The organism is Alteromonas ulvae, assembly GCF_048987005.1.
In the GTDB taxonomy this organism is placed as follows: domain Bacteria; phylum Pseudomonadota; class Gammaproteobacteria; order Enterobacterales; family Alteromonadaceae; genus Alteromonas.
Genome location: NZ_CP185261.1, coordinates 2,553,203 through 2,579,203 on the forward strand (window position 1 = coordinate 2,553,203; position 26,001 = coordinate 2,579,203).

Annotated in this window: 22 protein-coding genes and 2 tRNA genes; 8 read left to right on the forward strand and 16 right to left on the reverse strand. The window is 44.8% G+C overall.

The features are described 5' to 3' along the window. Positions 1–68: 68 nt before the first annotated feature. The 4 genes from ACOJR9_RS11165 to ACOJR9_RS11180 all read right to left on the reverse strand — a co-directional run bounded on the left by ACOJR9_RS11165 (position 69) and on the right by ACOJR9_RS11180 (position 3,653). Positions 69–145 (reverse strand) — tRNA-Met (locus ACOJR9_RS11165). A 53-nt stretch (positions 146–198) separates the two neighbouring features. Then, positions 199–275: transfer RNA gene (locus tag ACOJR9_RS11170), tRNA-Met, on the reverse strand. Between the two features lie 193 nt (positions 276–468). Further along, positions 469–771 (reverse strand): 4a-hydroxytetrahydrobiopterin dehydratase, encoded by a 303-nt coding sequence (locus ACOJR9_RS11175; protein ID WP_420933055.1) that lies wholly within the window; start codon positions 769–771, stop codon positions 469–471. A gap of 161 nt (positions 772–932) precedes the next feature. Beyond that, on the reverse strand, positions 933–3,653 hold the full coding sequence (locus tag ACOJR9_RS11180) for a TonB-dependent receptor plug domain-containing protein (protein WP_420933056.1): 2,721 nt from the start codon (positions 3,651–3,653) through the stop codon (positions 933–935). A gap of 409 nt (positions 3,654–4,062) precedes the next feature. Here ACOJR9_RS11180 and ACOJR9_RS11185 point away from each other — a divergent pair, with 409 nt between their 5' ends. Both ACOJR9_RS11185 and ACOJR9_RS11190 read left to right on the forward strand, forming a co-directional pair. Then, positions 4,063–4,968: a mechanosensitive ion channel family protein gene (locus tag ACOJR9_RS11185; protein WP_420933057.1), complete on the forward strand. Its 906-nt coding sequence runs from the start codon at positions 4,063–4,065 to the stop codon at positions 4,966–4,968. Positions 4,969–5,030: 62 nt separating this feature from the next. Next, on the forward strand, positions 5,031–5,186 hold the full coding sequence (locus ACOJR9_RS11190; protein WP_420933058.1) for an entericidin A/B family lipoprotein: 156 nt from the start codon (positions 5,031–5,033) through the stop codon (positions 5,184–5,186). Positions 5,187–5,541: 355 nt separating this feature from the next. Here the strand turns inward: ACOJR9_RS11190 and ACOJR9_RS11195 are convergent, their stop codons facing one another. Then, positions 5,542–5,988 carry a MaoC family dehydratase gene (locus ACOJR9_RS11195; RefSeq protein ID WP_420933059.1) on the reverse strand — a complete coding sequence of 149 codons (447 nt, stop codon included), beginning with the start codon at positions 5,986–5,988 and terminating at the stop codon, positions 5,542–5,544. Positions 5,989–6,208: 220 nt separating this feature from the next. Here ACOJR9_RS11195 and ACOJR9_RS11200 point away from each other — a divergent pair, with 220 nt between their 5' ends. Further along, positions 6,209–7,111, forward strand: coding sequence for a LysR family transcriptional regulator (locus ACOJR9_RS11200; protein ID WP_420933060.1), 903 nt, complete (start codon positions 6,209–6,211; stop codon positions 7,109–7,111). A 349-nt stretch (positions 7,112–7,460) separates the two neighbouring features. Further along, positions 7,461–7,859 (forward strand): DUF3718 domain-containing protein, encoded by a 399-nt coding sequence (locus ACOJR9_RS11205; protein WP_420933061.1) that lies wholly within the window; start codon positions 7,461–7,463, stop codon positions 7,857–7,859. 74 nt (positions 7,860–7,933) lie between these two features. On the opposite strand, the gene ACOJR9_RS11210 is transcribed toward ACOJR9_RS11205, so the two are convergent. The 4 genes from ACOJR9_RS11210 to ACOJR9_RS11225 form a co-directional block, all read right to left on the reverse strand. Continuing rightward, positions 7,934–8,905, reverse strand: coding sequence for an alpha/beta fold hydrolase (locus ACOJR9_RS11210; protein WP_420933062.1), 972 nt, complete (start codon positions 8,903–8,905; stop codon positions 7,934–7,936). 105 nt (positions 8,906–9,010) lie between these two features. Then, on the reverse strand, positions 9,011–10,810 hold the full coding sequence (locus ACOJR9_RS11215; protein WP_420933063.1) for an acyl-CoA dehydrogenase C-terminal domain-containing protein: 1,800 nt from the start codon (positions 10,808–10,810) through the stop codon (positions 9,011–9,013). A 9-nt stretch (positions 10,811–10,819) separates the two neighbouring features. Next, on the reverse strand, positions 10,820–12,001 hold the full coding sequence (locus ACOJR9_RS11220) for an acetyl-CoA C-acyltransferase (RefSeq protein WP_420933064.1): 1,182 nt from the start codon (positions 11,999–12,001) through the stop codon (positions 10,820–10,822). A gap of 11 nt (positions 12,002–12,012) precedes the next feature. Next, positions 12,013–14,133 (reverse strand): 3-hydroxyacyl-CoA dehydrogenase NAD-binding domain-containing protein, encoded by a 2,121-nt coding sequence (locus ACOJR9_RS11225; protein ID WP_420933065.1) that lies wholly within the window; start codon positions 14,131–14,133, stop codon positions 12,013–12,015. A gap of 243 nt (positions 14,134–14,376) precedes the next feature. On the opposite strand from ACOJR9_RS11225, the gene ACOJR9_RS11230 reads away from it, so the two are divergent. The 3 genes from ACOJR9_RS11230 to ACOJR9_RS11240 all read left to right on the forward strand — a co-directional run bounded on the left by ACOJR9_RS11230 (position 14,377) and on the right by ACOJR9_RS11240 (position 16,703). Continuing rightward, positions 14,377–15,306, forward strand: a complete 930-nt coding sequence (locus ACOJR9_RS11230) for a haloalkane dehalogenase (RefSeq protein ID WP_420933066.1) — start codon at positions 14,377–14,379, stop codon at positions 15,304–15,306. A gap of 19 nt (positions 15,307–15,325) precedes the next feature. Continuing rightward, positions 15,326–16,090: an SDR family NAD(P)-dependent oxidoreductase gene (locus ACOJR9_RS11235; RefSeq protein ID WP_420933067.1), complete on the forward strand. Its 765-nt coding sequence runs from the start codon at positions 15,326–15,328 to the stop codon at positions 16,088–16,090. A gap of 304 nt (positions 16,091–16,394) precedes the next feature. Then, positions 16,395–16,703, forward strand: coding sequence for a hypothetical protein (locus tag ACOJR9_RS11240; protein WP_420933068.1), 309 nt, complete (start codon positions 16,395–16,397; stop codon positions 16,701–16,703). Positions 16,704–16,914: 211 nt separating this feature from the next. Here the strand turns inward: ACOJR9_RS11240 and ACOJR9_RS11245 are convergent, their stop codons facing one another. The 6 genes from ACOJR9_RS11245 to ACOJR9_RS11270 form a co-directional block, all read right to left on the reverse strand. After that, a complete protein-coding gene (locus ACOJR9_RS11245; protein WP_420933069.1) occupies positions 16,915–17,889 on the reverse strand; it encodes an NADPH:quinone oxidoreductase family protein in 975 nt (324 codons plus the stop codon). 93 nt (positions 17,890–17,982) lie between these two features. Then, positions 17,983–19,014 carry a phosphotransferase family protein gene (locus tag ACOJR9_RS11250; protein ID WP_420936111.1) on the reverse strand — a complete coding sequence of 344 codons (1,032 nt, stop codon included), beginning with the start codon at positions 19,012–19,014 and terminating at the stop codon, positions 17,983–17,985. A gap of 39 nt (positions 19,015–19,053) precedes the next feature. Next, positions 19,054–20,268 carry an acyl-CoA dehydrogenase family protein gene (locus tag ACOJR9_RS11255; RefSeq protein WP_420933070.1) on the reverse strand — a complete coding sequence of 405 codons (1,215 nt, stop codon included), beginning with the start codon at positions 20,266–20,268 and terminating at the stop codon, positions 19,054–19,056. An 11-nt stretch (positions 20,269–20,279) separates the two neighbouring features. Then, positions 20,280–20,966: a histidine phosphatase family protein gene (locus ACOJR9_RS11260; RefSeq protein WP_420933071.1), complete on the reverse strand. Its 687-nt coding sequence runs from the start codon at positions 20,964–20,966 to the stop codon at positions 20,280–20,282. A 549-nt stretch (positions 20,967–21,515) separates the two neighbouring features. After that, positions 21,516–22,157, reverse strand: coding sequence for a DsbA family oxidoreductase (locus ACOJR9_RS11265; protein WP_420933072.1), 642 nt, complete (start codon positions 22,155–22,157; stop codon positions 21,516–21,518). A gap of 224 nt (positions 22,158–22,381) precedes the next feature. Continuing rightward, the gene (locus ACOJR9_RS11270; RefSeq protein WP_420933073.1) at positions 22,382–23,254 is read right to left on the reverse strand and encodes an SGNH/GDSL hydrolase family protein; all 873 of its coding nucleotides are present in this window, start codon (positions 23,252–23,254) and stop codon (positions 22,382–22,384) included. On the opposite strand from ACOJR9_RS11270, the gene hemN reads away from it, so the two are divergent. Further along, positions 23,253–24,698, forward strand: coding sequence for an oxygen-independent coproporphyrinogen III oxidase (gene hemN, locus ACOJR9_RS11275; protein WP_420933074.1), 1,446 nt, complete (start codon positions 23,253–23,255; stop codon positions 24,696–24,698). The two genes, ACOJR9_RS11270 and hemN, sit on opposite strands and share 2 nt — an antisense overlap. Here hemN and ACOJR9_RS11280 read toward each other — a convergent pair. Further along, positions 24,685–26,001, reverse strand: coding sequence for an ATP-binding cassette domain-containing protein (locus ACOJR9_RS11280; RefSeq protein WP_420936112.1), 1,317 nt, complete (start codon positions 25,999–26,001; stop codon positions 24,685–24,687). The two genes, hemN and ACOJR9_RS11280, sit on opposite strands and share 14 nt — an antisense overlap.

Genomic DNA, 26,001 nt, shown 5'->3' on the forward strand with positions numbered 1-26,001 from the left:
GGTGATATCCAAACGTTGGGCATATTGTAAAAGCAAAAAAAAACCTAGCTAATGCTAGGTTTTTTAAGTGGTTGCGGGAGCAGGATTTGAACCTACGACCTTCGGGTTATGAGCCCGACGAGCTACCAGACTGCTCCATCCCGCGTCTGTACGGTAAAGCATGAAATTCACACTTTTAAAATTCTGGTGCATTTTCTGTGGTTGCGGGAGCAGGATTTGAACCTACGACCTTCGGGTTATGAGCCCGACGAGCTACCAGACTGCTCCATCCCGCGCCAGAAAATACCTGCTGAGATTGCTTGGCTTTTCTTCCTCGCCTCAACGTGGAGCGTATTATACATAGGGACTTTTCTAACACAAGCTTCTAACATCAAAATATTGCATTTTTCTGACCGTTAGCAGGTTTATTGAGCAATGTGTGTAAACATAATACAAAATAATGTGTTTTATCAGTTTTTACAGGGCTGCTTATTTGAACTTTTCCATTTTTTCAGCCAGTGAAAAATCCAGATCGCTCAATCCATCAACATCATGAGTGGTTAATTTTACTTCCACTCGGTTATAAACATTAAACCATTCGGGGTGATGCTTAAGCTTTTCAGCCCAAATAGCAATTTGTGACATCCAGCCAAATGCTCGAATGAAACTTTTAAATGAAAACGTCTTTGTTATCGCATCACCATCTCTTATCCACTTCTCATCATCAACAACCAATTCGTTGAGTGTCGTTAATTTAGATTCAATAGCAGCATCGTCTAGTTTCGTTGTCATAGCATTATCTCCTCTCGTTTTGGATACTCTAATTAACTCAGCGTTAAAATGAAAAGGCTGTATTAACATTAAAATACGAGCTTTGAGTGAGAGTGGTATTAAAAGTTTACAAAAAAGCCGGCATTATGCCGGCTTAGCTATTTAACGTAAGACGTTAGCGATTAGAACTCAACAGCCAGTCTAGCGTATATTTGACGACCTCTCGGGTCATGGACTTTTGAATCGAAACCACTGTTTGTAAATACCTGAGGAGGATTTTCATCAGTTAAATTAATCCCGCCCACTGTCAGTAGATAAGACGCTTGCGAGTCAATTAGGGCGCTGAGGTCAACATTAAATTGAGCGTCAAAAGTGACATGGCTTTCAATCTCTCTTAAACCAGCACTGCCACAGCCCTGCGATATGATTGTGCCGTCGGCGCAGTTTTGATCATCGTCGTAGCTGCTTGTATAACGGACGAAGAGATTGGCACTGTATGCTTCTTTTCTCCACGTTAAACCCAGGTTGGCTCGCAACTCTGGTGAAGAAACACCAATATTCGTGAAGTTTCTTCGACCGACGCCATCAATTTGACCAGCTTGCGGGTCATTCAAGTCGTAACCTAACACGTAAGTCGCTGATATATTCGGCACGAAGGTACCTAATTCAGATTCAATTTTGTAACTACTGACAAAATCAAGTCCATTGGTTTCTAAAGAGCTCGCATTTACAAAGGTGTTATTAACTTGCAAAACTGGACCCGTCAATGGATCGCCTGCACGAACTATTCTTGATGTGTCAGTCGGATTAAGGTCTAGAAGAGCTTGTGCACTCTCCTGAATAATTAAGTCCTCAAACTCAAAGTTCCAATAATCCAACTCTATTGATAAGTCTTTGAAAGGTTCAAAAGACACACCAAAATTGTATGCTGTGGATTCTTCTGGCGTAAGGTCTTCATTACCCACGGTGCGAACCGCAGCGAAAGCGTTACCTTGAACCACAGAGTCTGTTAATTGTTGTAGACTTGTTGCACCACCATTTCGCATGAAGATGGAAGGTGCTCTGAATGATGTAGAAATAGAGCCTCTAAGAGAAAGATCATCTGAAAAGCGGTAGTTAAAAGCCACTTTAGGATCTATTGTGTCGCCAATAGTACCGCCGTAGTTTTCGTATCTTAGCGCTAATTGAATATCTAATTGATCATTTACAGGCAGTGCCATTTCAGCAAAGGCCGCCCACACATCTAACGTACCACTGAAATCAGGGTTACCAATAACGAACGAAAAGCTGTCCTGATTTGATAATTGATCATAATCCTGGCTTAGCTCCTCTTCACGATACTGCATACCAACTGCAAGACCAGCAAATCCGCCACCCATTTCAAAAACGTCAAATGAGGCGAAGCCTTCAAACACTTGCAGTTTTGACTCAGAGTCAATGACTTGGTCTGCTGAAAACGAATCTATGACGTATTGAGAGTTTGGTGCAGTGGTGAATGAGGTAGCGAAAGGGTTGAAGTATTCACAAGCACCTTGACCTGGAACTGAAGCAGGGCTGCTTGGATCGCAAATTGCTCCCCCTAAACCTGCTAGCGCAAGATTAAATTCTGTATTAAGTACATCTTCAACACTAAACAAGAACTCATTTTTTGCATTCGTATAGCTAATTTCCCAGAAGCCACTGTCAAGCTCACCTGTAAGGCTTGTATTGAATCGGAATGTTTCTGATTCAGTGTTGGCAGGATCTGCCTCAAAGCCATTACCCTCGGCCCTTCCTAAGAATTGGACAGCAGTACCAAATGGATTGTTTGGGTGAGTCGCTGGAACAATAGGACCACGTAGATTTGGAAAACTTGGTGCGCCACCACGTTCAGCTCGGTTTCGGGCCATACCAAACTCGGTCGCCCATGTAATCGTGTCCGTTAGTTCGTAGTCAGATTTTACGAATATATTTAAACGGCTCTCTTCAGGAACATAAGAGTAACCAGGACCAAAGTCATATTGGCATGTTCCTAAATCTAGTGAACCGAAGCCAGGATAAGGAACGGTTGCTGCAATATTTGGATTACCACCAAATTCAGCACAACCAGTAGGATCAATAACGGGCACACCAGGAGGAATTCCAGGTACGCCAAAGTACGAACCTGGATTACCTAAATTACTGCTATCGTCTTGTGGGCGAGAGAGGCGTCTATCAGATAAGAACAGAGGGTCGCGACTTGTATAGCTAACCGCAGCCATAACATTTCCATTATCAGAACTGGCACCCCACAATCCTTGTAGAACATACTCAGAATTATCGCCATGCGCACCATCCTGATAGTCTGCTGTAATTTTAGCACCCTCATAATTGCGCTTGGTAATGAAGTTAACTACACCAGCAACCGCATCAGAGCCATAAAGCGCAGAAGCACCATCTTTGATGATCTCCACGCGATCGATAGCAATCATTGGCACTAATGAGCTCGTGTCTACAAAGTTCAAACCTTCATTAGTTTGCTGTGAATTCACCACTTGGCGTCGGCTGTTGAGCATTACTAAGGTAGAGGCAACCCCCAACCCTCTTAAGTTAATGTTTGAGGTACCAGCCGTCGCGTTTTGAGTGAAAGCGTCAGGATTATTTTCTGCGCCCGAATTAATTGTTAGCGTTTGTGTTATGTCAGCAATATTTTTTGCGCCAATCGAATCGATTGCCACACTATCAACAACTGCTAACGGGGATGGGGATTCGAAGTTTTCGCTTCGACGAACAAAACTCCCCGTGACAAGAATAAGTTCAACTTCCTTTTTCGCTTCTTTTTCCTTATCGTCTTCAGCTTCTTGGGCTGTTGCGATAAAGGGTGAACAAAGCAATGCAGCGCCTACATAGGCAGCAACTGCAGTTTTACGCGTATTCAATTTCATAGTGTGATTCCAAATCTGGGCGTTTCACTACCGGCAATATATTCTCGCGTCCCGCTAGCGACCTGCTATTCGATTTTCTGTTATTTTTTTAAGGGCATAAACAACCTACGACCTCAGATTGATACTATGCCTCATTCCTATTTTTGTAAATTTATTGTGAATAATATGTTTACATTAATTTTACACATGGTCATACCAGTTAGACTTTAGGATAAGTATTGTGGTGAATATCGATAATAATGGGTAGAAATTGCGCACAAGGGGTGTAATTAGTTCATGACCTGCAATCACCGTGTTCAAGATTAAAAATAAACTCCAATAAATTCATAATCTTAAAATATTTTTAAAAAGCGGAATGGTTCTTGTTACTTGTTTCCATAAGTCACAAATAAAAGAAAACAGCACGCTTATGGAAATACCCCGCATCGACGACGTGTATAAATTGCTCACCGGAAAGTTAGAAACTTGGATGGAGAGCGCAATAACTATTCTCCCTAACATAGTGGTTGCACTGCTGATTGCGATTGCGTTTGGCTTTATTGCAAGGGTTGTGGGAAATATTGCCGGCACTGTGATGCGTCGTACGTTTGAATCTCGCCAAATCGCGGGTTTGTTAACTTCTATTGTTAAGTCGCTTGTTTTAATAGCCGGTATTTTTATTGCCCTTGATTTTGTGGGTTTAAAGGGTACGGTAACATCACTTTTGGCCGGCGCAGGTATCATTGGCCTAGCTATCGGTTTTGCATTTCAGGATATGACCGAAAACTTTATCGCCGGTATCGCAATGGGTGTCCGCAAGCCCTTTGATATTGGTGATGTAATAAAAGCCGAGGGCGTATTTGGTAACGTAAAAAGCATAAACTTGCGCAATACGCTGGTAGAAACATTCTACGGTCAGTTAGAAGTTATTCCCAACAAGATTTTATTTAGAAATATTCTTACTAACTACTCCACTCTTGGAAAGAGACGAATAGAGGTACCTGTTGGAATATCCTATGCAGATGATATAGAGAAAGCCGGCAAGGTGATTGTTGAGGCGATAAAAGACAAGGAATACGTCATCATTAAAGATGAAACTGCGGTTTATGCCGAATCCTTTGGCGATTCCAGTATTAATTTAGTGCTGTGGTTTTGGATAAACTATCCCGGTGAACATGGTTTCATGGACGTCCGCCACGATGCGATATGTACAGTTAAAACCGTCCTCGAAGAAAACGATATCCTAATTCCGTTCCCAATACGTACTTTGGATTTCAACTCAAAAGGGAGCGATAACCTTGACGCTATGCTCAAGGACAAAAAAGAGATTCAGTAGACACTGATGTGCAACAACCAATGGATAGAATGACTATTCACATCATAAAACGGAGATACATTATGAATAAGTTAATAGAATCAAAGATTTTAAGAACTGCATTTTTTGCGCTAGTAATGGGGGCGAGCATGGGTGGCTGTGCCACCGTTGAAGGCGCGGGAGAAGATATAGAAAACGCTGGCGACGCTATTGAAGATGCCGCCGACGACGCGTCATAAGCTAGTACACATAAGCGTACTAACTCAAATTCAATGATGTAAAAACAGCTAAGCTGGTACTGAGCGCCCATACATTTTGAAAAAGGTGCACATTACCGGCTGAATTGGCTTCCGCCTCGCTTTAAATATACAGATGCTTTTACGAGTTCGTTATACATAATTTATCGTAAGCTTTGGCCTGATTTGTCAGGTAACTACCACCGGCTTTTCGTGAGTTGTATTAACGTTACAAAACCACAAAGCTGCTCTCATCTACATTCACATTGGTTCATGTATCCAAACTTTTAATACATTTTCCCTGATGTTCATCCTCCTTCTCAACAGCCGCTTACTCTAATAAGCGTGAAAGATGGCGCTATGCCAATACCGCCAGCATTATGAAAATACCAACTAACGCTGGTTTTCCGCTAGATTTCAAAATGCAACTCGCTTCGATCTTATACAATTTTCCCTGAGGTTTATCGGAAATATCAATAACCTTAAATTGATATCGAATAGCATCATCACGTCTTACAGGCTCTAAAAAACGAAGCTTGTCCATGCCGTAGTTTATCGTTGAAGTAATTTTATCGCTGTGTCCTACAACTTGTGAAAAGGCGTTAGGCATTAGCGATGCAGATAGAAAACCATGGGCAATGGTTGTTTTAAATGGGCTTTCTTTAGCGCAGCGTGCTTCATCTAAATGGATCCATTGGTGGTCGCCAGTGGCATTAGCAAACTGAGTTATCATGTCTTGCGACACGGTAAGCCATTCTGACTGTTCAACTGTGTCACCTACTGATAAATCGATGAGTGTTTTCATTAAATCGTTTCCTGTCCTATTTGTAATGTTACTAGACTACTATTAGCAAGATGAATGTTTCAATTAACTTTTAATAATAGGTATTTATAAATATTCTTGTTACACTCTGTAAACAATTAGTGGTTGCTGTGAACATAATTGTGACATTTAATTACGTCATCATAGCTTCCGTTTTATCTATTGGCTTTTTCAGGGCACTCGCCCTACTGAAGGATTACTTATGAATCTCAATAGAGTCGACTTGAATCTTTTTGCTGTGTTTGATGCTATTTACACAGCCGGCAGTTTAACAAAAGCAGCCGACGTTCTTTGTATAACACAACCTGCAGTGAGTAACTCGCTAGCACGATTAAGAGAGATGTTAAACGATCCCTTATTCGTGCGTACAGGTCACAGTATGACGCCAACGCCCGTAGCGCAAAATATTATTGTGCCTGCAAGACAGGCGCTCGCCTTGCTAAGAAGGAGCGTGCAGGAAAGTCACACTTTCGATCCTCTCACAGCAGAGAAGTCATTTAATTTCGCTACCAGAGACTTATTAGAAGCGAGTATTATGCCTCGCCTAGTAGCGCGGCTTCAAAATCTTGCGCCGAATATAGGTATTACCAACTACGAAATGCCACGTAGCCAAATAGTTTCAGCCATGGCGAGTGGCACTTTAGACTTTTTCGCAGATGCCTCTACCTTTACGGATCCTCATCTATGTAAAGAAAAATTTGCGCAAGATAGACTTGTTGTACTGGCACGGAAAAATCATCCTGCACTAAAAAGCGGGCTTGATTTAGACACATTTTTACGTCTAGGTCATATCAATGTTTCCCAAAGAAAATCAGGCGCAGGCCCTATTGATATTGCGCTTGATAAAATGGGGAAACGCAGAAAAGAAGTCATGCGTGGGCAACATTTCTTGACTGTGCCAAGCACCATTGTCAAAACAGACTTGATTGCGTGTTTGCCATTTCATTTAGCCAAGCACTACGACCTTGCCATTTACGAGGTGCCTTTTGATTTGCCACCCGTAGAATACTTTCTGTATTGGCATGTAAGTGCTGACCATGACTATGCGCATATGTGGATGCGAGAGCAGATTATGGAAGTAGCGAGCACCTTTAAGCCTCACTGAGCTTTTAGATATTTTTTGGCAACCTATCAATATCAAGCCTCAATAGCATTTAACGCTCATTGGGGCTTTTTTACACCGCTTTCATTGCTTTCATTGCTTTCATTGCTTTCAACGACATTTTTTTATGGCAAATATAGGGTTTTCAATTAACTGATGTGGAAGCAGATAAAAAGGTGCGCAAATTATTAATACTTAAGGCTAAAAATGACACAAAAGCAGCATGGCCCTTAGTAAAGCGTATACGCGCCCATACTTAGTTATTTGTTTGCATGTTTTTGCTTTCTCTAAGATTTCGTTTAATTGAAGTGTACATAAAAAGAACACCTCAAATTTAATAGGAATTTTAACCATGTTGAAAATAGTTAAATCTTCTCTACTTATCGCAGCCTCTTCTGTCGTTTTTTCAAACGTCGCTCAAGCAGACGACATCAATGATGCACTCGCTAACATTTGTACCATTGTAGAAGCAGACGATAAAGGCGAACTACGTAAAAAAATGCGCAGTGTACAATCGGATTATAGATTAAAACTACGCGACTATTACTCAGGTATTACCTGCGGTGGACAAAGTTTAATCAGAACAGCACTTACCAGTAATGCTGTTGAGGTAGGTACGTTGCTTATCAAGCAAATGCCAAGCAAAGATTTACAATCACCTGAAGCAGACGGCAAAACATTGCAAGCATGGATAGCCGAGCAAGGCCTCCAATCCTCCCCAATAGCGGAAGAGCTAAACAATAGAATTTAAGATAGGCGCACAGTTTAACCAAAAAAGTTCCTCATCAGGCGCTTTTTTGGTTAACCACTCCAACATATATTTTTTCAAATAAACGCTAACACCTTATTAGACGCCCAGTTGGGGAACTCTCGATGGAGCCAATGAGTTGCTGTCTCGTGATAAATGACCTCACAATGAGGAACATATTTTTCAACCCCCTCTAGCACAGCATCATCAAATGCTAAATCGTTTCTTCCCCATAGCACTAGCGTAGGTACCCCAATATGAATATTGGGAACATGTATAGCCTGTAGCTCTTCGTCCGACGCATCAACAGGAGGGATGTCTTGAGGCATGCATCTGTAGTAATTAAGCATTGCGCTAAGGCGTGCCTCTTGACTCCAATCATTCAACAATGTGGAGGCATAATCCCATTCCTGCTCAAAAAACGCTTCTCCAAGCATGTTTTTAAGTAGCCAGAAGTCTGAAGATATCAAACTAGACACGGCGTTCTTGTCTCGTAATAGTGAGATATATCGGCTCTTCGCTCGTTGTTCTTGGCTTACTATTAAAGATTGAGTAAACGTAGAAGGATGCGCTGCGTTTAATATCACAAGTTTGTGAATTAAGCTGGGATGAAAAGCAGTGAGCGGCCAAGCAATAGCACCTCCCCAGTCGTGAGCAACCAGAATCACCTTTCTGCCTTTTTTGACCTTCTCAATAAAGGTGGCCATACGTTTTATTAACGCAGGAACTTCATACTGTCGTTCTTCACTTAAGGGCTCGGAAAGATGATAACCAGGTAAGTCTGGCGCAACAATATCGTAGTGCGAAGGTAAGGTACGAATGAACGCTTCCCATGCATGGGCGTTTTCAGGAAAGCCATGAAATAATACAAACAATATGTTATCGCTGGTGAGTTCCTTGCCTAGTTTCGCTGAAGGCCCTTTACCTAATCCAGCTGAAGGCTCTTTTGCTAGCTCAGCTGAAGGCTCTTTTGCTAGCTCAGCTGAAGGCTCTCTACTTAAATAGTGAATGCGTTTTCCATCAATTGTCACGTATTGGGATTGCAACATAACACTTCCTTATAAAAAAAAATAAAAAAGCCGGGAAACATGAAATACGTATTAAGCGCATTCATCCTCACCCGGCTTTTTACCACAAGATATTGTAAGCGTTAATTACCCAACGGCAAACATGCTTTCAGGCATAGACATTAGGTTGTCTGCTCCAGACTGCATCGCTGATACTAATGACCGCGTGCGAGTAAGCAAACGGTCAAAGTAGAAGCCTGTAGTCAGTATCTTACTCTTATAATAATCAGTTTCTGTGCTTCCGGCATCAAGCTGCTCTTGCGCTTTCACTGCCATACGAAGCCAGAAGTAAGCAACAGTGACATAGCCAGAATACATAAGATAATCAACTGACGCCGCACCAATTTCATCTGGGTTAGACGCCGCCACTTTACCAATATCCATGGTTACTTGCTGCCACTCATCCAAGTGAGAATTAAGGGCGTTCGTCCACGCGCTGAACTGGGCATTGTCACGGAGTGAGTTACAGTAATCGCGAACTTCCTGAACAAATACATTGAGCAATTCACCGTTAGACCCCATCACCTTGCGGCCAAGTAGGTCCACTGCCTGAATACCCGTGGTTCCTTCGTACATAGTACAAATACGCGTATCACGTGCAAGCTGCTCCATGCCCCACTCTTTAATGAAACCATGGCCGCCGTAAACCTGCATACCGTAGCTTGTGGTTTCCTGCGCAGTTTCAGTCAAAAACGCTTTAACAATCGGCGTCAAGAATGCAAGTTTTGCTTCTGCAGTCTGCTTAGCGGCTTCATCATCACCATATAGAGTAACATCCACCATTTGCATACAATACGCAGCTAGTGCACGGTTACCTTCGGCAAACGCTTTTTGTGTTAACAGCATACGTCGCACGTCAGGATGTACAATGATAGGGTCCGCTGGACCATCCGGGTTCTTGCGACCGGTCATTGAGCGAAACTGTACTCTGTCTTTCGCATATTTGAGCGCACCTTGGAACGCTGCTTCTGATGCCGCAAGTCCCTCAAGACCAGTACCGATACGTGCGGTATTCATAAAAGTAAACATACAGTTTAAGCCGCGGTTAGGAGGACCAATTAAGAACCCTTTCGCGCCATCAAAGTTGATCACGCACGTCGCGCTCGCCTTGATGCCCATTTTATGTTCAATACTGCCGCAACTTACTGCATTTCTATCTTGCTTCTCGCCGTCGTCAGAAACATTGAATTTAGGAACAACGAATAACGAAATACCTTTTGTGCCTTCTGGCGCATCCGGTAAACGCGCAAGCACAATGTGTACGATATTTTCAGACATATCGTGCTCACCAGCAGAGATGAAAATCTTAGTGCCAGTAAGGCTATAACTTCCATCTTCTTGTGGCTCAGCGCGACACTTCAGCATACCAAGATCAGAACCACAGTGCGCTTCTGTTAAACACATAGTGCCCGTCCATTCACCGCTGATAAGCTTGTGAAGGAACTTCTCTTGCTGCTCTCTAGTCCCGTGCGCTTTTAATGTTTCCATACAGCCTTGACTTAGGCCTGGGTACATTGCCCACGAGTGGTTAGCACCAGAGAACCATTCGGCAATAATAGAAGCCAGTGAGTAAGGGAGATTTTGTCCGCCAAACTCTTCCGGATGCGCCATACTCGGCCAACCGCCTTCTACGTAGGTCTGATAAGCTTCTTTGAAGCCTTTAGGTGTTGTTACCACACCGTCTTCCCATTTACAGCCTTCTTCATCGCCCGACTGATTAATTGGGGCTAGCGTGTTTTCTGAAAACTTCGCTGCTTCAGAAAAAATGGCTGATACCAAATCTTCAGAGGCTTCATCGAAGCCTAGCTTTTGATAGTGACTTTGAAAGTCGAGTAGCTCATGTGTTACAAACATGGCGTCGCGTTGTGGAGCTTTATAACCTTCCATACTAATTACCTATAGAACTTCAAATAAACCAGCAGCGCCCATGCCGCCACCGATACACATAGTGCAAACAACAAATTTCGCACCACGTCTTTTACCCTCGATGAGTGAATGACCCACCATACGAGCACCGCTCATGCCATAGGGGTGACCAATAGAAATAGCACCGCCGTTAACGTTTAATAATTCGTCTGGAATGCCTAACTTGTCACGGCAATACAATACCTGTACTGCAAATGCTTCATTAAGCTCCCATAGACCAATGTCGTCCATGGTTAATCCATGCTGCTTTAATAGCTTAGGAATGGCAAATACAGGGCCAATTCCCATTTCATCTGGTTCACATCCTGCAACCGCAATCCCGCGATAAATCCCAAGGGGTTGCCCTTTGCCTTGTGCTGCAGAGTGCTCGTCCATAATAACAGTAGCGCTTGCACCGTCAGATAGTTGGCTTGCATTACCTGCGGTAATACACCCGCCTTCAATCACCGGGTTTAGGCTTTGCAACCCTTCTAGTGATGTTTCTGGACGGTTGCCTTCATCTTTAGACAGTGTGACTTCGCGTTCGCTTGTTTCGCCGGTCTCTTTATTAAAGAGTGTCTGCGTTGCCGTAATCGGTACGATTTCGTCATCAAACTTGCCTGCTGACTGAGCCGCGGCTGTTCGCATTTGGCTTTGATAGCCGTACTCGTCCTGTACCGCGCGACTTATGTTGTAACGCTTAGCAACAATCTCAGCGGTTTGTAACATAGGCATATAGATATCTTTATGCTTTGCTACCAACGCAGGGTCAACCGCGCGATGCATATTCATGCTTTTATTTTGCACTAATGAAATAGAATCTAAACCGCCAGCCACCATAATGTTGGTCTCGCCGGTGCGAATAGCATTCGCCGCCGTCGCAATAGCATACATACCCGAGCTACACTGTCTGTCTAATGTCATTCCGGCAACAGACGTAGGTAGGTCGCCAGCAAGCGCCGCTAGACGGCCAATGTTCATTCCACCACTGCCTTGTGTTAGGGCTGCCCCCATCACAACATCATCAACGCTTGCTGGATCAATACCAGCGCGAGAAACTGCATGCTTTATTGCATGCCCGCCAAGTGAAGGCGCAGGAAGGTTATTGAGCGCGCCTTTATAAGCACGGCCAATTGGTGATCTTGCGGTACTAACAATTACTGCATCACGCATTGTATTGTTCCTTATTTTTTATAGTGCTTAAAACTGCCGCCTTCTTGCGCCAATTTTACAAGTAAATCGCTAGGCTCTAGCCACATCTTTCCGTAGTCGCCAAGTTGGTCGCGGTACGTGGTTAGCTTGTCAAGAATAGTCTGAAGCCCTATTTCATCGGCATATTGCATAGGACCACCACGGAACACAGGGAAGCCATAGCCGTAGACGTAAATCACATCAATATCGCTAGACTTCGCGGCAATGCCCTCTTCTAGAATACAGGCACCTTCATTGATAAGAGAGAACATGACTCGCACTAAAATCTCATCATCGCTGATGTCAGAGCGCTGCTCTACGCCAAGTCTCTGTGCTTCTTTTTTCGCAATTTCGAGTACTTCAGGATCAGGGATTGGAACGCGACTGCCCGGTTCATAGTTATAGGTTCCGCGACCGGTTTTAAGGCCATTGCGCTCCATCTCTACCAAGCGGTCGGCAACAGCGCCGTAAGCAGGATCATGGGCAATATGCTCTTGGCGAGACTGGCGAACGTAGTAACCGATATCAAGACCAGCCATGTCGCCCATAGTAAATGGTCCCATCGGCATACCGAAATCGGTGAGAACCTTGTCTACCTGCTCAGGAGAAGCGCCTTCCAGCAGTAATCGGTTTGCCTCTCGTCCGTAAGGCTCAATCATTCGATTGCCAACAAAGCCAAAGCATACCCCCACTAGCACCGCCACTTTCTTAATGCGTTTCGCCATCTTCATGCAAGTCTTAATAACTTCTGGCGATGTCTTCTCAGCTTTTACAACTTCAAGCAAACGCATAACATTAGCAGGAGAGAAGAAGTGAAGACCAATGACGTCTTCAGGGCGAGAAGTTGCGGTAGCAATTTCATCAATATCAAGCGTTGATGTGTTAGACGCTAAAATGGCGCCACGCTTACACACTTTGTCCAGCGTTGAGAATACGGTCTTTTTCACTTCCATCTTCTCAAACACAGCTTCGATAACCAAATCGACGTCGCTCAGATCATCATACGTGGTTGTGCCACTAAGCAGTGCCATGCGAGACTCAACTTGTTCTTGCGTAAGCTTGCCCTTTTTAGCGCTGTTTTCATAATTTTTGCGAATAAGAGCAAGCCCTTTCTGTAAGGCTTCATCCTTAAGCTCAAGCATGGTTACCGGAATACCCGCATTGGCAAAGTTCATCGCAATACCACCGCCCATGGTACCAGCGCCTATAATGGCCACTTTATCGATAGTACGTTCGGGTGTAGATTTATCGAAGTCACTCACGTGTCCCGCTGCACGCTCTGCGAAAAAGAAGTGCTGCTGCGCTCGCGCTTGTGGCGTGTTCATGCACTCCATAAACAGCTTGCCCTCATTTTTAAGGCCATCTTCAAAAGCTAACGTGTAAGCGCCGCGAACCGCTTCGATACATTTAAGCGGTGCGAAAAATCCTTTTGATGCTTTTTTCGTTTGAGCGACTACGGCATCAAAAACAGCTTGTGTTTCATCAGACATTGTTAAAGCTATATCACAAGTACGCTTAATCGCCGTTGCACCACCTAACGACGCTAAGTACGCTTTGGTGTCTTCTAAAAGGTGTTCAGGCTTATCTGATATCTTGTCAAATACACCGGGTAATTTGAGAACAGACGTCGGTGCGCCAGTCACAATCATAGTTAACGCTGTTTGCGCATCTGCCAGACGGGGTAAACGCTGCGTTCCGCCAGCGCCTGGTAAAATGCCTAAGTTAACTTCTGGCAGACCCACTTTGTTGTCGGCAAACGTGATGCGATGGTGACAAGCTAGCGCAACCTCTAAACCGCCGCCAAACGCAGGCCCAGGTAAAACGGCAACGACCGGTTTTGACGCGTTTTCAATTTTCTCAAGGACTTCAGGTAAGTTTGGTGATAAATCACCGCCTGCAAACTCGCTTATGTCAGCGCCGCCTGAAAATATTGGCAATGCGGAGGTCACTACAATAGCACTAACACTATTATCGTTTATCGCTTGTTCGATGCCTGAAATTAGACCTATGCGAAGTGCTCGAGAGAGAGCGTTTACTGGAGCGCTTTGCATAGTCAGTGTAGCCACGCCATGCTTTACATCATACGCTACTGCTTTGTTTTCCGTCTGAGTCATAACCCTATCCTGTTTATCACGTTAACTGGATGTTATTGCAGTGTTGCCAATCATCCAAGTTTATTGGTGTTATAGACATTTATCACAATATTTAATACGGCAACGAAACCCTGTTTTTTCATCGGATCCGCTCTCGCGCTCCGTTATACAAGAGTTACAGATTAATTGACAGAATGAGACAAGGGTGTTTTTGTTATAACTTCGTTAATTAATTTACACTTAATTTACAGGGACGCGTAAGCTATGCAGATACTAAAAACACCTGATAGCGCCTTTTCGAATATCGCTGATTTTCCATATGAACCACGTTTCGTAGAAATAACCGATACCGTCAGCAGCGAGCTGTCAATGGCCTACTATCAAGCAGGCCCAACTGACGGTCATCCCGTTATTTTACTGCACGGTGAACCAACCTGGGCTTATCTCTATCGAAAGATGATCCCCATTCTAGCTGACGCGGGCTTCAACGTGCTTGCCCCCGACCTAATCGGGTTTGGTCGTTCAGACAAACCTACACTCAGCAGTGACTATACCTATGCGAGGCACGTAATTTGGGTGCGAGAGTGGTTTAACCAAGTCGTGAAGCAACCGACTACGCTGTTCTGTCAGGATTGGGGAGGCTTGATAGGCCTAAGACTTGTTGCAGATATGCCAGATCGTTTTTGTGGCGTAATGGCAGCAAATACCGGGCTACCGACTGGCGACCAAAAGCCCAGTAAGGCGTTTACGGCATGGCGTCGTTTTTCTCAGGATGTACCGAATTTTCCAACTGCAGACATTATCAATAAGGGCACAGTTAGCGACTTACCCGCTCATGTTAAAGCGGCTTACAATGCTCCTTTCCCCGACGAAACCTACAAAGCCGGCGCGAGAAGCTTTCCGCTGCTGGTTCCTACACAGCCCGACAGCACTGACTCTCAGGCCAATCGCAACGCATGGCAGTCGCTGAAGCGATTCAACAAACCGTTTATGACCGCATTTAGCGATAGCGACCCTGTGACTGCCGGCGGCGACAGATTTTTGCAAGAAAATATTCCTGGCTGCCAAGGAATAGCGCACACCACCATTACATCTGGTGGCCATTTTTTACAAGAAGACAAGGGTGAAGAATTAGCTCAGGTTCTTATTTCGTTTATTCACAATTACTCGAGTGTGTCGACCTTGACATTTTAGAGCACATTAAGGAAACATCATGGATCCATTACTTAACTTTACCAACCACGTTGTATTAATCACTGGCGCAGGCAGTGGGTTTGGCCGACTTTTGGCGACAGGGCTTGCACAACGCGGCGCCAAACTCGTGCTTAGTGATATTAATGAAGCGTCGCTAAACTCGGTAAAACATGAACTAGAAAGCGTTACTGATGTAGTGATCATGGCTGGAAACATTGCAGATGAAAGTCTCAATAAAGCGCTGGTAGACGCAGCATTAGAGAAATTTGGTCGTTTGGATATTGCCGTTAATAACGCAGGCATTGCCCATACGCCAGCACCCGTTCATGAAATGACTGAAGCCATCATGGATAGCCAATTTGCCGTTAACGTGAAAGGCGTGATGTTTGGCATGAAATATCAAATACCCGTCATGCTCGCCCAAAAACAGGGGCACGTATTAAACGTGAGCTCTCTCGCAGGCCTTGGTGGCGCACCTAAAGGCGCAGCTTACGCGGCAGCAAAACATGCCGTTGCCGGCGTTACTCGTACCGCAGCTGTAGAGTATGGGAGGAAAAATGTACGCGTGAATGCAATATGCCCATTTTACAGCCCAACTAACATTCTGAACGTGGATGGATACAATACACCAGAAGCGCAAGCTCAACTCGGCCAGGGTAGCCCAATGAAACGCCTTGGTGAACCGCAAGAAATAGTTAACACCATGATGCTCATATTATCTCCTGGAAACAGCTACATGAATGGCCAAACTATTGCAGTAGACGGTGGTGTTACCGCATGGTAGCTAGAAGTCACGGTATAGTTGCGAGGCATCACCGCTAAACAAAGAGGCATCACCGTTCAATAAAGAACAATTACAGTAAAATAGAGAGCCGTCACCCTACATTGAAAGTATTCATTTTCATACCTTGGTATGAGCTTCTCTGTTTTGTTTTATCTCAATTTTAGCTTTAATGATCGTGAACAAACAAAGTCTGACGAATGAGGCGCGTGCAACCGCCTCTGACGTCTTTTGTTTCTCGGTAAGCAGCGTTCATTGCTGCAACAGACCGCTGGCCCAACTGAACATTCATACGATACAAGAGACAATGATGAAAACACTAACCAGCATTATTTTGCTTAGTAGTTGTTTAGCAGCCGTTCTTTTTTCTCATAGTTTGGCCGCAGCAGAAGAGGCTAAACAGCAGCCAATCTTCAATGGTTCAATGCAAGCCCAGCCAATCTTCAATGGTTCAATGCAAGCCCAGCCAGTTCTCAAAAAAGTGCGCCGCATCTCGAACACCATCACTAGTGGCTTATCGCAACGAATTATTACCCCGCAAAGCAGCAAAACATCCCTAAAGCAACCATACCTCATTCATACTGCGATGCCGCACGGATTGTCGCAGTCTGAATAAGTCGTCAACGATATTTTTGCCACTTGCTTATTGAGCTTATTTTTTTCACACAGCGCATATCGTATTTTGCTGGCAACTTGCCGGTTAGTCTTTCCTGTCTAAATGCAGAGTCAGCAAAGCCCACAGAAGTGTGGGCTTTGTTATTGTAAGCAACCTATTCAGTAAGCGTGCACTTCCGCTGCTATAAGAAAGCTCTTTTTTAAAGAATTTATTAAGGAGTAATGACCATTTTCCCTTTCACTTCCCTGTTCATCACCTTTGTCATCGCCTTGGTCGCTTGCTCTAGAGGTAACGCTTCATCAACAACCACTTTTACTTTTCCTTGCACATACCAGGTTAAAAGCTCTTGCATATTTTCAGCAAACCCTTTGGGATCGTGCTGCGTAAACGAGCCCCAAAACACGCCCATTACTGAGTATCCTTTTACCAAGGCTAAGTTTACTGGAAACTTAGGTATCTCTCCGCCAGCAAACCCGACAACAAGCAATCTGCCTTCCCACGCCATACTTCTACTACAAGCATGAAATGTGTCACCGCCGACACATTCATAAATAACGTCGGCACCTTTGCCGCCCGTCACCTCTTTTAGCGTCTCTTTAAGATCCTTGTCTTTATAATTGATGAGTACATCTGCGCCATACTCTTTTGCTAGGGCCAGCTTTTCTTCTGTAGAACATACTGCAATTACCTTAGCCCCCATTGTTTTACCAATTTGAACGGCTGCGAGACCAGTGCCTCCAGCTGCTCCCGTAACAACCAGCGTCTCGCCAGGCTGTAACTTCGCACGCTGTTTTAAGGCATGGTGAGCAGTAGCATGAGCAGTAACAAGCGCCGCACCTTCATTCACATGAATAGGGTCTGGTAACGGCATAACATGGCTTGCTTTCACAGCCACTTTTTCTGCATAACCGCCTAAATTAGAAAGCGCGATAACCCGTTGTCCTTTTTTGACGTGGCTGACACCCTCACCCACTTCACAGACAATTCCAGCCACTTCATTGCCAGGAATAAACGGGAAGTCAGGTTGCATTTGATACAGGCCCTGAACTAATAGCCCGTCAGGAAAGTTGACCCCTGCGGCTTGAACATCAACAACAACATGCCCAGGTGTTGCTTCCGGATCGGCAACGTCTTTTACACGTAAATCATCTACTGGCCCAAAGGCTTCACATACAATGGCTTTCATCTTTTCTCCGTATTCTGTTTTCTCTATATATTCGGCAAAAAAACCCAAAACGCATTAACCCAAGGGTTAAATCATAGGAAACAAGTGTGACTGTTATTCACTGTCTTGGTGTATGGTTTGATTCGCTATTTGCGCTAGAGGACGTACCATCGCCCCCAACTGCATCGCCTTCTCGCTAGATGCATTACCATCGTGAGCGCGCTTCACCACGCCTTGCAAAATAGCGGCGAGTCGGAAGAAACTGAACGCGAGATAAAACGTCCAATTATCAATTTTTTCAATATTCCTTCGTTTACAGTACGCATTAATATACGCTTTTTCTGAAGGGATACCCAAAGCCTCGCGATCTAGCCCACCTAACCCTGCTGCGTGAGCAATGTCTGAGGGAAGGCGAAGCTGCATACATTGATACGCTAAGTCTGAATAAGGGTGTCCCAGCGTAGACAACTCCCAGTCAAGAACAGCAATCACCTTAGGTTGGCTGAGATCAGACATATCAAACATCATATTGTCGAGCCTGAAGTCGCCATGGACCAATGAAACCTGACCATCATCTTCTGGCAAATTAGCTTCCAAGTAGCTGATCAGGTTTTCAATTTCCTCAATATGCTCCAGCTCTGACGCTCGGTATTGTGTAGTCCAACGACTTAGCTGGCGTTCAAAATAGCTGCCGGGTTTTCCATAATCGCTAAGCCCTGCAGCTTGAACATCGACGCTGTGCAATGACGCAAGTACTCTGTTCATTTCGTCATACATGGCTGTGCGGGTGCTAGGAGAGGCTATCTCAGGGAGTGCACTATTCCAAAAGATATCGCCGTCAACATGAGCCATGATATAAAACATACTGCCGATAATATCTGGGTCTTCGCACAGGTGATATGCCTTTGGAACCGGTACTTCAGAATTTTGCAGCGCATTAATCACCCTGAATTCGCGGTCTACCGCATGGGCTGACTTAAGCAGCTTGCCCGGAGGCTGGCGCCGTAACACAAAGGTGCCATTGTCAGTAAGTAGCTTAAAAGTCGGGTTCGACTGGCCGCCAGAAAACTTTTCAGCCGCCTGAACGTGCCCTATTTCTGGGCACGCGGTAGTCAGGTAGGTGTTTAATACCGCTAAATCTAACATATGAGGTGCAGTCGTGTTTTGTGCAGTCAAAACAGCTCCTTATGCGTTTTTATCAGCAATTAAATTACGACCTAACTGCATCATGTGCACTTGGTCTGGGCCATCGGCAAGCTTAATGGTGCGCGCATATGCATACATTGCAGACAATACAAAGTCTTGACTCGTTCCCGCCGCACCGTGCATTTGAATGGCGTCGTCTATCACGTTGCACGCCATAGTTGGCGCAACAATTTTAATCGCCGCAATAAGGTCACGAGACACTTTATTACCGTATCTGTCCATCTTATCGGCTGCCTTTAACGTTAATAAACGGGCCTGCTCAATATCGCAGTGCATCTTGGCAATGGTTTCACGAATAGACTGCTGTTTTGCTAACGGCTTGCCAAAAGCAATTCGAGATTCTACTCGTTCACAGGCCATATCTAATGCGCGCTGCGCACATCCGATTAAACGCATGCAGTGGTGAATTCTACCTGGACCAAGGCGGCCTTGAGCAATTTCAAACCCTTTACCCTCACCCACAAGTAGATTTTCAGCAGGCACACGTACGTTTTCAAATAAGACTTCGGCATGACCAATCGGTTCATCATAAAATCCCATTGCAGCCATAGGCCTAACAATAGTGACGCCCTTGGTATCCATAGGCACGAGTATTTGCGATTGTTGCTGATGGCGAGGTGCATCGAAATCCGTTTTGCCCATCACCACCATAATTTTGCAATTCTCATTCATTGCACCGCTGGTATACCATTTTTTTCCATTGATAACGTATTCGTCACCTTCTCGCTTGATAGAAGTTTCAATGTTTGTCGCATCACTCGAGGCGACTGCCGGCTCAGTCATCGCAAAAGCAGAGCGAATCTCTCCGTTTAACAAAGGCACTAACCATTTTTCTTTTTGCGCTTCGTTGCCGTACTTGGCTAATACTTCCATATTGCCTGTGTCTGGCGCGCTACAGTTGAATATTTCAGAACTGAACAACACGCGCCCCATTTCTTCGCAAAGTGGCGCATATTCGGCGTTAGTTAGCCCGGCTCCGTAGGGCTTGTACTCTTCTGGTAAAAATAAATTCCACAACCCTGCCTCGCGCGCTTTTTGCTTTAATGCTTGCATCATCGCTGGGGTTTTCCAACGGTCTTTTCCATTCTCTACGGCATGAATGTACTCTTGCTCAATTGGATACACTTCGTCTTTCATGAACGCTCTTAGTTTTTCTAAAAGCGCCTGTGTTTTTTCATTATATTCAAAATTCATCGCTGTCCCGTTTAGCTGTAGGTAATGGCGTGCAACCTGTCAGTGACATCTAGGTGAGGTACGCTATTGAAGTTATTTAAGTGAACGCCTCGCTTATTAGCAAAGCATTGTGAAAAACTGGCATTACGTATTTGCAAGTTCATGTTGATAACCGTTGCAGAGTCGTAGCCAAGGATATGTTTGAGCATCATGGCGATAGCACCGCCAGAACTGACTACCAGTACGCGTTTTGCATCACTATTTTGCAAACGTGTCAGCATTGAACCTACACGTCCTTCAAATTGCGCCCATGTTTCATCGAGCAACCCATGTTCTAGTTCGTCTTGCGACCAGGCAAGCATGGCCTTTTTCAATAAGCGATAGAACTCAGCGGGTGATGCTCCCTGTGGTACTTTATCTTCAGGGAACCGATTGAGGTAAGCGGCTGCAACCGCCTGAAAGTTAAACTCGTTAAGTGCGCTATCTCGTGTTGCCTCTGGCAAATACTTCCCACCGGCGGATAGTCCTTTTGCAATACCCTCGTTAGTTTCACGGTGCCTTACCATATCTCCCATGAAGACGCTGTCGAAGTGGATGTCCCGATGGTGGAAATAATCACCTAACCACACGGCTTGTTGTGCGCCCAGCTCGCTTAGTTTGTCGTAATTCGCCTTACCGAATGACGCCTGTCCGTGACGAACTAAATAGATATCTGTCATTACACGCTCTTATGTTACCAATATGTTAACCATACTAAGAAAACTACTCGCATAAGTTTAATTGATATTTTGAATGGGAGTTCATCATGTGAAGCTATTGGGCGCAGGACTTTGTCAAAACGAGATGCGCTTATTTCTTGCGAAATGACTAAACATTATGGCGACAGCGTGCTCCACTAATAGAGGATTCTAAGAAAGACTCTCCCTGAAAAAGTCTGCGTGCCCAACGAAAATAATGACTGGACGAAGCACCTTGAGATATGGTTGGAGGAGCTGAATCTTCCTTACGAATTATGGCACCTCGATGAGATCATGATTGCTCCTGCGAGTCCGCTTCTCGAGCGCGCTTTTTTATAATCGTACCCGTGCGTCATCTCACGCCCGGGATCATCGATTTGCACCGGAATTTACCGAAACGGTACTCGCTTGGTCAGAACGCCATCAACGCCTAGTAATTATTGGAAGCAGAGCTCTTGGTATTGAGGCGAGTTAGGTCAATCAATACATGGCACTCAATAAGGCGGAGATTAATTCCCTCATTGGCGTTGGCTATTGCGCTTCTCTGGCCGCTTCTTTGATAAAAGCAGCCAGTGTGTTTGGATCCTGTGCCCCTGCTACGCCCTGATTACCGATAACAAACGTAGGAACGCTTTGAATTCCTCGCTGCATCCAGACCGACTCTAATTGCCTCACCGCATCGCCATAACGCTCGTCGGAGAGTACTGCTTTAATACTGTGACTATCAAGACCAATACTGCTGCCCTCCTGCACAAGAATATCGATATTGTTGATATCTTTACCTTCGCTAAAATAGGCTTCGAACAATCGCATTTTCATGGCAACCGCTAACCCCATCTCGTTAGCATAGTGGATAAGCTGATGGGCCTTGAAGGTATTTTGCATAGTGGCGTCATCGGCAAGATTAAATTCAAACCCAATTGTTCTGCCAATATCAACGAGACGCTGCCTGTTCTCCTTACTTTGCGCAGGAGTGATACCGTACTTTTCAATAACGTGGTCACGCAAGTTCTGCCCTTCTGTAGGCATAGTCGGGTTGAGCTCAAAGGGATGAAACTTTACCTCCACATTGATGTTATCGAGCGTCTTTATTGCCTGTTGTAACCGCTTGTAACCCACAATACACCAAGGGCATACTACGTCAGACACCATATCAATTGTGATGGTTTGCATTTTTCCTCACTTACGTTTCATGCGATGCTGTTGTCTTACCTTAGGGCATGCGATAGCCCTAGTGCAAGCGCACTGCACAAGAAACACCGTATAAATATCTCGAAAGTTAACATAGGGATATGCAAACTTGAGAATGTAGATCATTCTACTAATCATCTCTTTAAATGCACATCGCTGTAAGCACCGTTGAATATCCTTAATATATTTCCTTTGTATGCAGGCCTTTAGGTGTCTATTTTTTGTGTCTTAGACACATCCACAAGCTCTTTATTAACAAGCCTAACGAGTTGTTCAGCCCACATTGCATACCCTACGCTTGAAGGGTGAAAGCCGTCTTCAGCCATTAGTTCAGCTATCCCTTCGCCATTCTCGTTAAACACATTAAGCTGAAGTAGCCTGCTAAAGGGTAATAGGCTCAACGTGTTTTCTAATACGCGATTGAGTAGTGACGCTCTTTGCCCCAGCACAAAGCGCAGCGGCTGAGGAATGGCGGAAAACGCATGCATGGGAGGAACCGCAGAATAAATGATTAGGTTACACAACGCTGTTTGGAGCAAAAAGTGATGAATTTTCCGAAGATTATCGCGCCATGTTGTTAAGCTAGTAAACTGGGTTACATCATTTACTCCAATGGAAACCACAACCACATCATAACGGCAACATTGCTCTTGCTTGAGCAAGTCAATGACATCGGTACTCGCCAACCCTGTACGGGCGTGAAGCGTGACAGACACGGCATAAGATTCGCCAAATAATTGTGATAGCGCTTGGTACAGTTTCCCTGTTAGCGCATCGGATTGGGTACTTACACCAACGCCGGCCGCCGCTGAGTCACCTACCACCAGTACCTTAAAAGGTATTTTCTTATCTCCGGACTTGGTGTCTGAAAGTTCGCTTTTACGCTCTCGCGCACCAGATGGCTCTGGTAAACGAAGGGTTTTCTTGCGAACCCACATAGCCTGAACAATTATTACGGGCAGAATAACTAGCAAGCCAACATTGAGCGCCAAAACATTGAACCAGATCAACTCACCACCTTCCTTGTATTGATAACATGCTGTTTGTTTTCTCTCACCGGTAAAAAGAAGAAGTGTCATGGCCGCAAATGAAGCAAGCCAAGTTGTAAGCCCGCAAGCCGTTAGCCCAAGTGTAAGCCAAAATATAAATCAAATTACAGGGCCAGCAAATGAAGTAGACCTAACTACAATAGCAAAATACGCAAAGCACGCACCGCGCTATACGTCTTACCCCACTGCGCTTAACTTTGCTCCAGTAAACAATGACATACTTCGTATTGCAAATAAAAACACACAGGCTGAAGCTTTAAGTGTGTACGTGCACATTCCATTTTGTCAGACACTTTGCTACTACTGCGGATGCAATAAAATTGTGACTAGGCACAACAGTAAAGCAGACGACTATCTCGACTACATCGAAAAAGAGCTAATGAGCAAGTCACATCTACTAGCAGAACGACATGCTGTGTCGCTTCATCTAGGCGGCGGCTCTCCTAGTTTTTTAAGTGAGCATCAGCAAGCCACTTTGATGACAATGTTAAAAAAGTTCATTTACTTTGATGCTCAAGCGGAAATAGCCATTGAACTAGACCCGCGAAACGTGGACATTTCCTACTTAAAGCATTTAAGAGAGCTCGGCTATAACCGCTTAAGTTTTGGATTACAGGATACCGATTACCAGGTTCAGCAAACCATAAATCGAGTTCAAAGCACGCTTCACATCGCAGACTTAGTATTTGAGGCACGAAATTTAGGTTTTAGCTCTATTAACTTAGACCTGATCTATGGCCTACCTCATCAAAGCGAAGACACGTTTAGAACCACAATAGCCGCCACGAAAGCCATGTCGCCGGACAGAATATCGCTGTTTAGCTATGCGCATCTGCCAGAACGGTTTGCCGCACAGCGTAAATTCGATGAAAACAGTTTGCCTAATGCAGAGCAAAAAGCAGCGCTCTACAATATCGCAGTAAATGAGTTTAAAAAAGTTGGCTATGACATGATAGGCCTTGACCATTTCGCTAAAAAAGCTGACCCACTAGCGAAGGCAAAAAACGCTGGCCAATTGCATCGCAACTTTCAAGGCTACACTACAAAAGGTGATGCGGATTTAATAGGATTTGGCGTGTCTGCTATTAGCACCGTAGGCAACGCTTTTGCACAAAACCCAAAGCAATTAAAAGACTATTACGAGCAACTTGACAATCACAGACCCGCAGCCGTTATTGGGTTAACCCTCTCTAAGGATGACCTTATTCGAAGAGACGTAATATCGAGCCTTATGTGCAACCTATCGCTGAAAAAAGACGCTATTGAGGGTAGGTACGGCATTACCTTTGACGATTATTTTGCCATCGAGCTTGACGCGCTGCGACCGCTGCAAAAAGATGGTCTTGTGCTGCACATGGACAAAGGCATCGTAGTGCCAGAAAGTGCAAGAATCTTCATTCGTGCCATTTGTGCAACCTTTGATGCTTATGTAGACTCGACTAAAAACATGACCCGCTTTTCTAAAGCAATTTGAAGCGCGCAATTACGAGCATATCCTTAGTTAGTTTTAGGCGACTTGCTGATAGCGAACTGATAACTGCATAGAGTGCTGGTTGATCGTCCTCTCTCTTGCCGTCCTGGCCGATAATACGAAGATTAAGCAACACTCGGCCGCTATTATGATTGTCGAAATGGGTAATATCCTCTATCACACAGTTAAGGGAATTCAATATGCTCGATGTCGGATTTTCAGTCGTTGCTGCCGTGTTCGTATCGATACTGACTTCACTTGCTTTTATCGCTAATCTCACCTGGCCGCCAACAGATAGTGAATTATCAATCTCGTTTTTATCTGCTTGATTAGGTTCACACTCACTGAGCTTTGCGACATTGGACCTTGCTATACTGGACCTTGCGACATTAGTCCTTGCTATACTGGACCTTGCGACATTAGTCCTTGCTATACTGCACCTTGCTGCAATGAGCGATTTTTGGGAGACATACAGCCGCTGCCCGCTAACAATGACTTGATACACCGTATTCTGATTTGGTTCTCCAAAGTCATTGGTGTTTTCATTAAGCAACTCTTTCTCGGGATGGGTAGTCTGTCCTGCGTTTGTGTGAGTACTCTCTTCAGCGTCGCTGCTTGACGTTGCTTCGACAATACATTCAACAACGCCGTTAAGTATGGCCGAGGGAGTATGTATCGCCCCGCCTTGGTACATATTGGGAACAACACTATCTACATTACCTACTGCTTCTATTTTCCCATTACAGATGTAAATCATCTCGTCGCTCAGTAACAAAAGCTCATCAATGTCATGGGAAACCACAAAGCATGTAAGTTTCGATACCGCGCACAATTGACGTAGAAAAGCGTAGATGTGCCGCCTGGTTACAGCATCTATCGCGCTAAGTGATTCGTCGAGCAGCAGAATGTGAGGCCCGTTAACTAGTGCCCTTGCAATAGCCACCCGCTGGGCTTCACCACCAGACAAAGTGGCTATGGGTTTTGACAGTAGGTGCTCGCAGCGACACCCTTTTACCGCCTCATCAATAGAAATAGCATGCTCACTGGCATGACGAGTGGCAAGCTGTAAATTGCCTTCTACATTCACATGGGGGAACAATAAGGGCTGTTGAAATACAATACCCATTTTTGGCGAAACATTGCCCCAATTAGCCTGGGTTAACGCGCCTTTTTCAAAACCTGCTATGCAGCGCAACAAGCTGCTTTTACCCGCACCGGATGGCCCAGTGATGCCGATAAATGACGAGGATGAGCGCAGTTCAACTCGCCCCTCAATTCTGCTGGGAAGCATTACCTCAAACGCCAC

Excerpts from the sequence above, each read along its gene's own strand:
- ACOJR9_RS11230 (WP_420933066.1), top strand. The coding sequence starts at position 14,377 with ATGCAGATACTAAAAACACCTGATAGCGCCTTTTCGAATATCGCTGAT.
- ACOJR9_RS11195 (WP_420933059.1), bottom strand. The coding sequence starts at position 5,988 with ATGAAAACACTCATCGATTTATCAGTAGGTGACACAGTTGAACAGTCA.
- hemN (WP_420933074.1), top strand. The coding sequence starts at position 23,253 with ATGGCCGCAAATGAAGCAAGCCAAGTTGTAAGCCCGCAAGCCGTTAGC.
- ACOJR9_RS11250 (WP_420936111.1), bottom strand. The coding sequence starts at position 19,014 with ATGTTAGATTTAGCGGTATTAAACACCTACCTGACTACCGCGTGCCCA.
- ACOJR9_RS11190 (WP_420933058.1), top strand. The coding sequence starts at position 5,031 with ATGAATAAGTTAATAGAATCAAAGATTTTAAGAACTGCATTTTTTGCG.
- ACOJR9_RS11215 (WP_420933063.1), bottom strand. The coding sequence starts at position 10,810 with ATGGAAGGTTATAAAGCTCCACAACGCGACGCCATGTTTGTAACACAT.
- ACOJR9_RS11175 (WP_420933055.1), bottom strand. The coding sequence starts at position 771 with ATGACAACGAAACTAGACGATGCTGCTATTGAATCTAAATTAACGACA.
- ACOJR9_RS11270 (WP_420933073.1), bottom strand. The coding sequence starts at position 23,254 with ATGACACTTCTTCTTTTTACCGGTGAGAGAAAACAAACAGCATGTTAT.
- ACOJR9_RS11225 (WP_420933065.1), bottom strand. The coding sequence starts at position 14,133 with ATGACTCAGACGGAAAACAAAGCAGTAGCGTATGATGTAAAGCATGGC.
- ACOJR9_RS11180 (WP_420933056.1), bottom strand. The coding sequence starts at position 3,653 with ATGAAATTGAATACGCGTAAAACTGCAGTTGCTGCCTATGTAGGCGCT.
- ACOJR9_RS11205 (WP_420933061.1), top strand. The coding sequence starts at position 7,461 with ATGTTGAAAATAGTTAAATCTTCTCTACTTATCGCAGCCTCTTCTGTC.
- ACOJR9_RS11245 (WP_420933069.1), bottom strand. The coding sequence starts at position 17,889 with ATGAAAGCCATTGTATGTGAAGCCTTTGGGCCAGTAGATGATTTACGT.
- ACOJR9_RS11265 (WP_420933072.1), bottom strand. The coding sequence starts at position 22,157 with ATGCAAACCATCACAATTGATATGGTGTCTGACGTAGTATGCCCTTGG.
- ACOJR9_RS11220 (WP_420933064.1), bottom strand. The coding sequence starts at position 12,001 with ATGCGTGATGCAGTAATTGTTAGTACCGCAAGATCACCAATTGGCCGT.
- ACOJR9_RS11240 (WP_420933068.1), top strand. The coding sequence starts at position 16,395 with ATGATGAAAACACTAACCAGCATTATTTTGCTTAGTAGTTGTTTAGCA.
- ACOJR9_RS11255 (WP_420933070.1), bottom strand. The coding sequence starts at position 20,268 with ATGAATTTTGAATATAATGAAAAAACACAGGCGCTTTTAGAAAAACTA.
- ACOJR9_RS11210 (WP_420933062.1), bottom strand. The coding sequence starts at position 8,905 with ATGTTGCAATCCCAATACGTGACAATTGATGGAAAACGCATTCACTAT.
- ACOJR9_RS11235 (WP_420933067.1), top strand. The coding sequence starts at position 15,326 with ATGGATCCATTACTTAACTTTACCAACCACGTTGTATTAATCACTGGC.
- ACOJR9_RS11185 (WP_420933057.1), top strand. The coding sequence starts at position 4,063 with ATGGAAATACCCCGCATCGACGACGTGTATAAATTGCTCACCGGAAAG.
- ACOJR9_RS11200 (WP_420933060.1), top strand. The coding sequence starts at position 6,209 with ATGAATCTCAATAGAGTCGACTTGAATCTTTTTGCTGTGTTTGATGCT.
- ACOJR9_RS11260 (WP_420933071.1), bottom strand. The coding sequence starts at position 20,966 with ATGACAGATATCTATTTAGTTCGTCACGGACAGGCGTCATTCGGTAAG.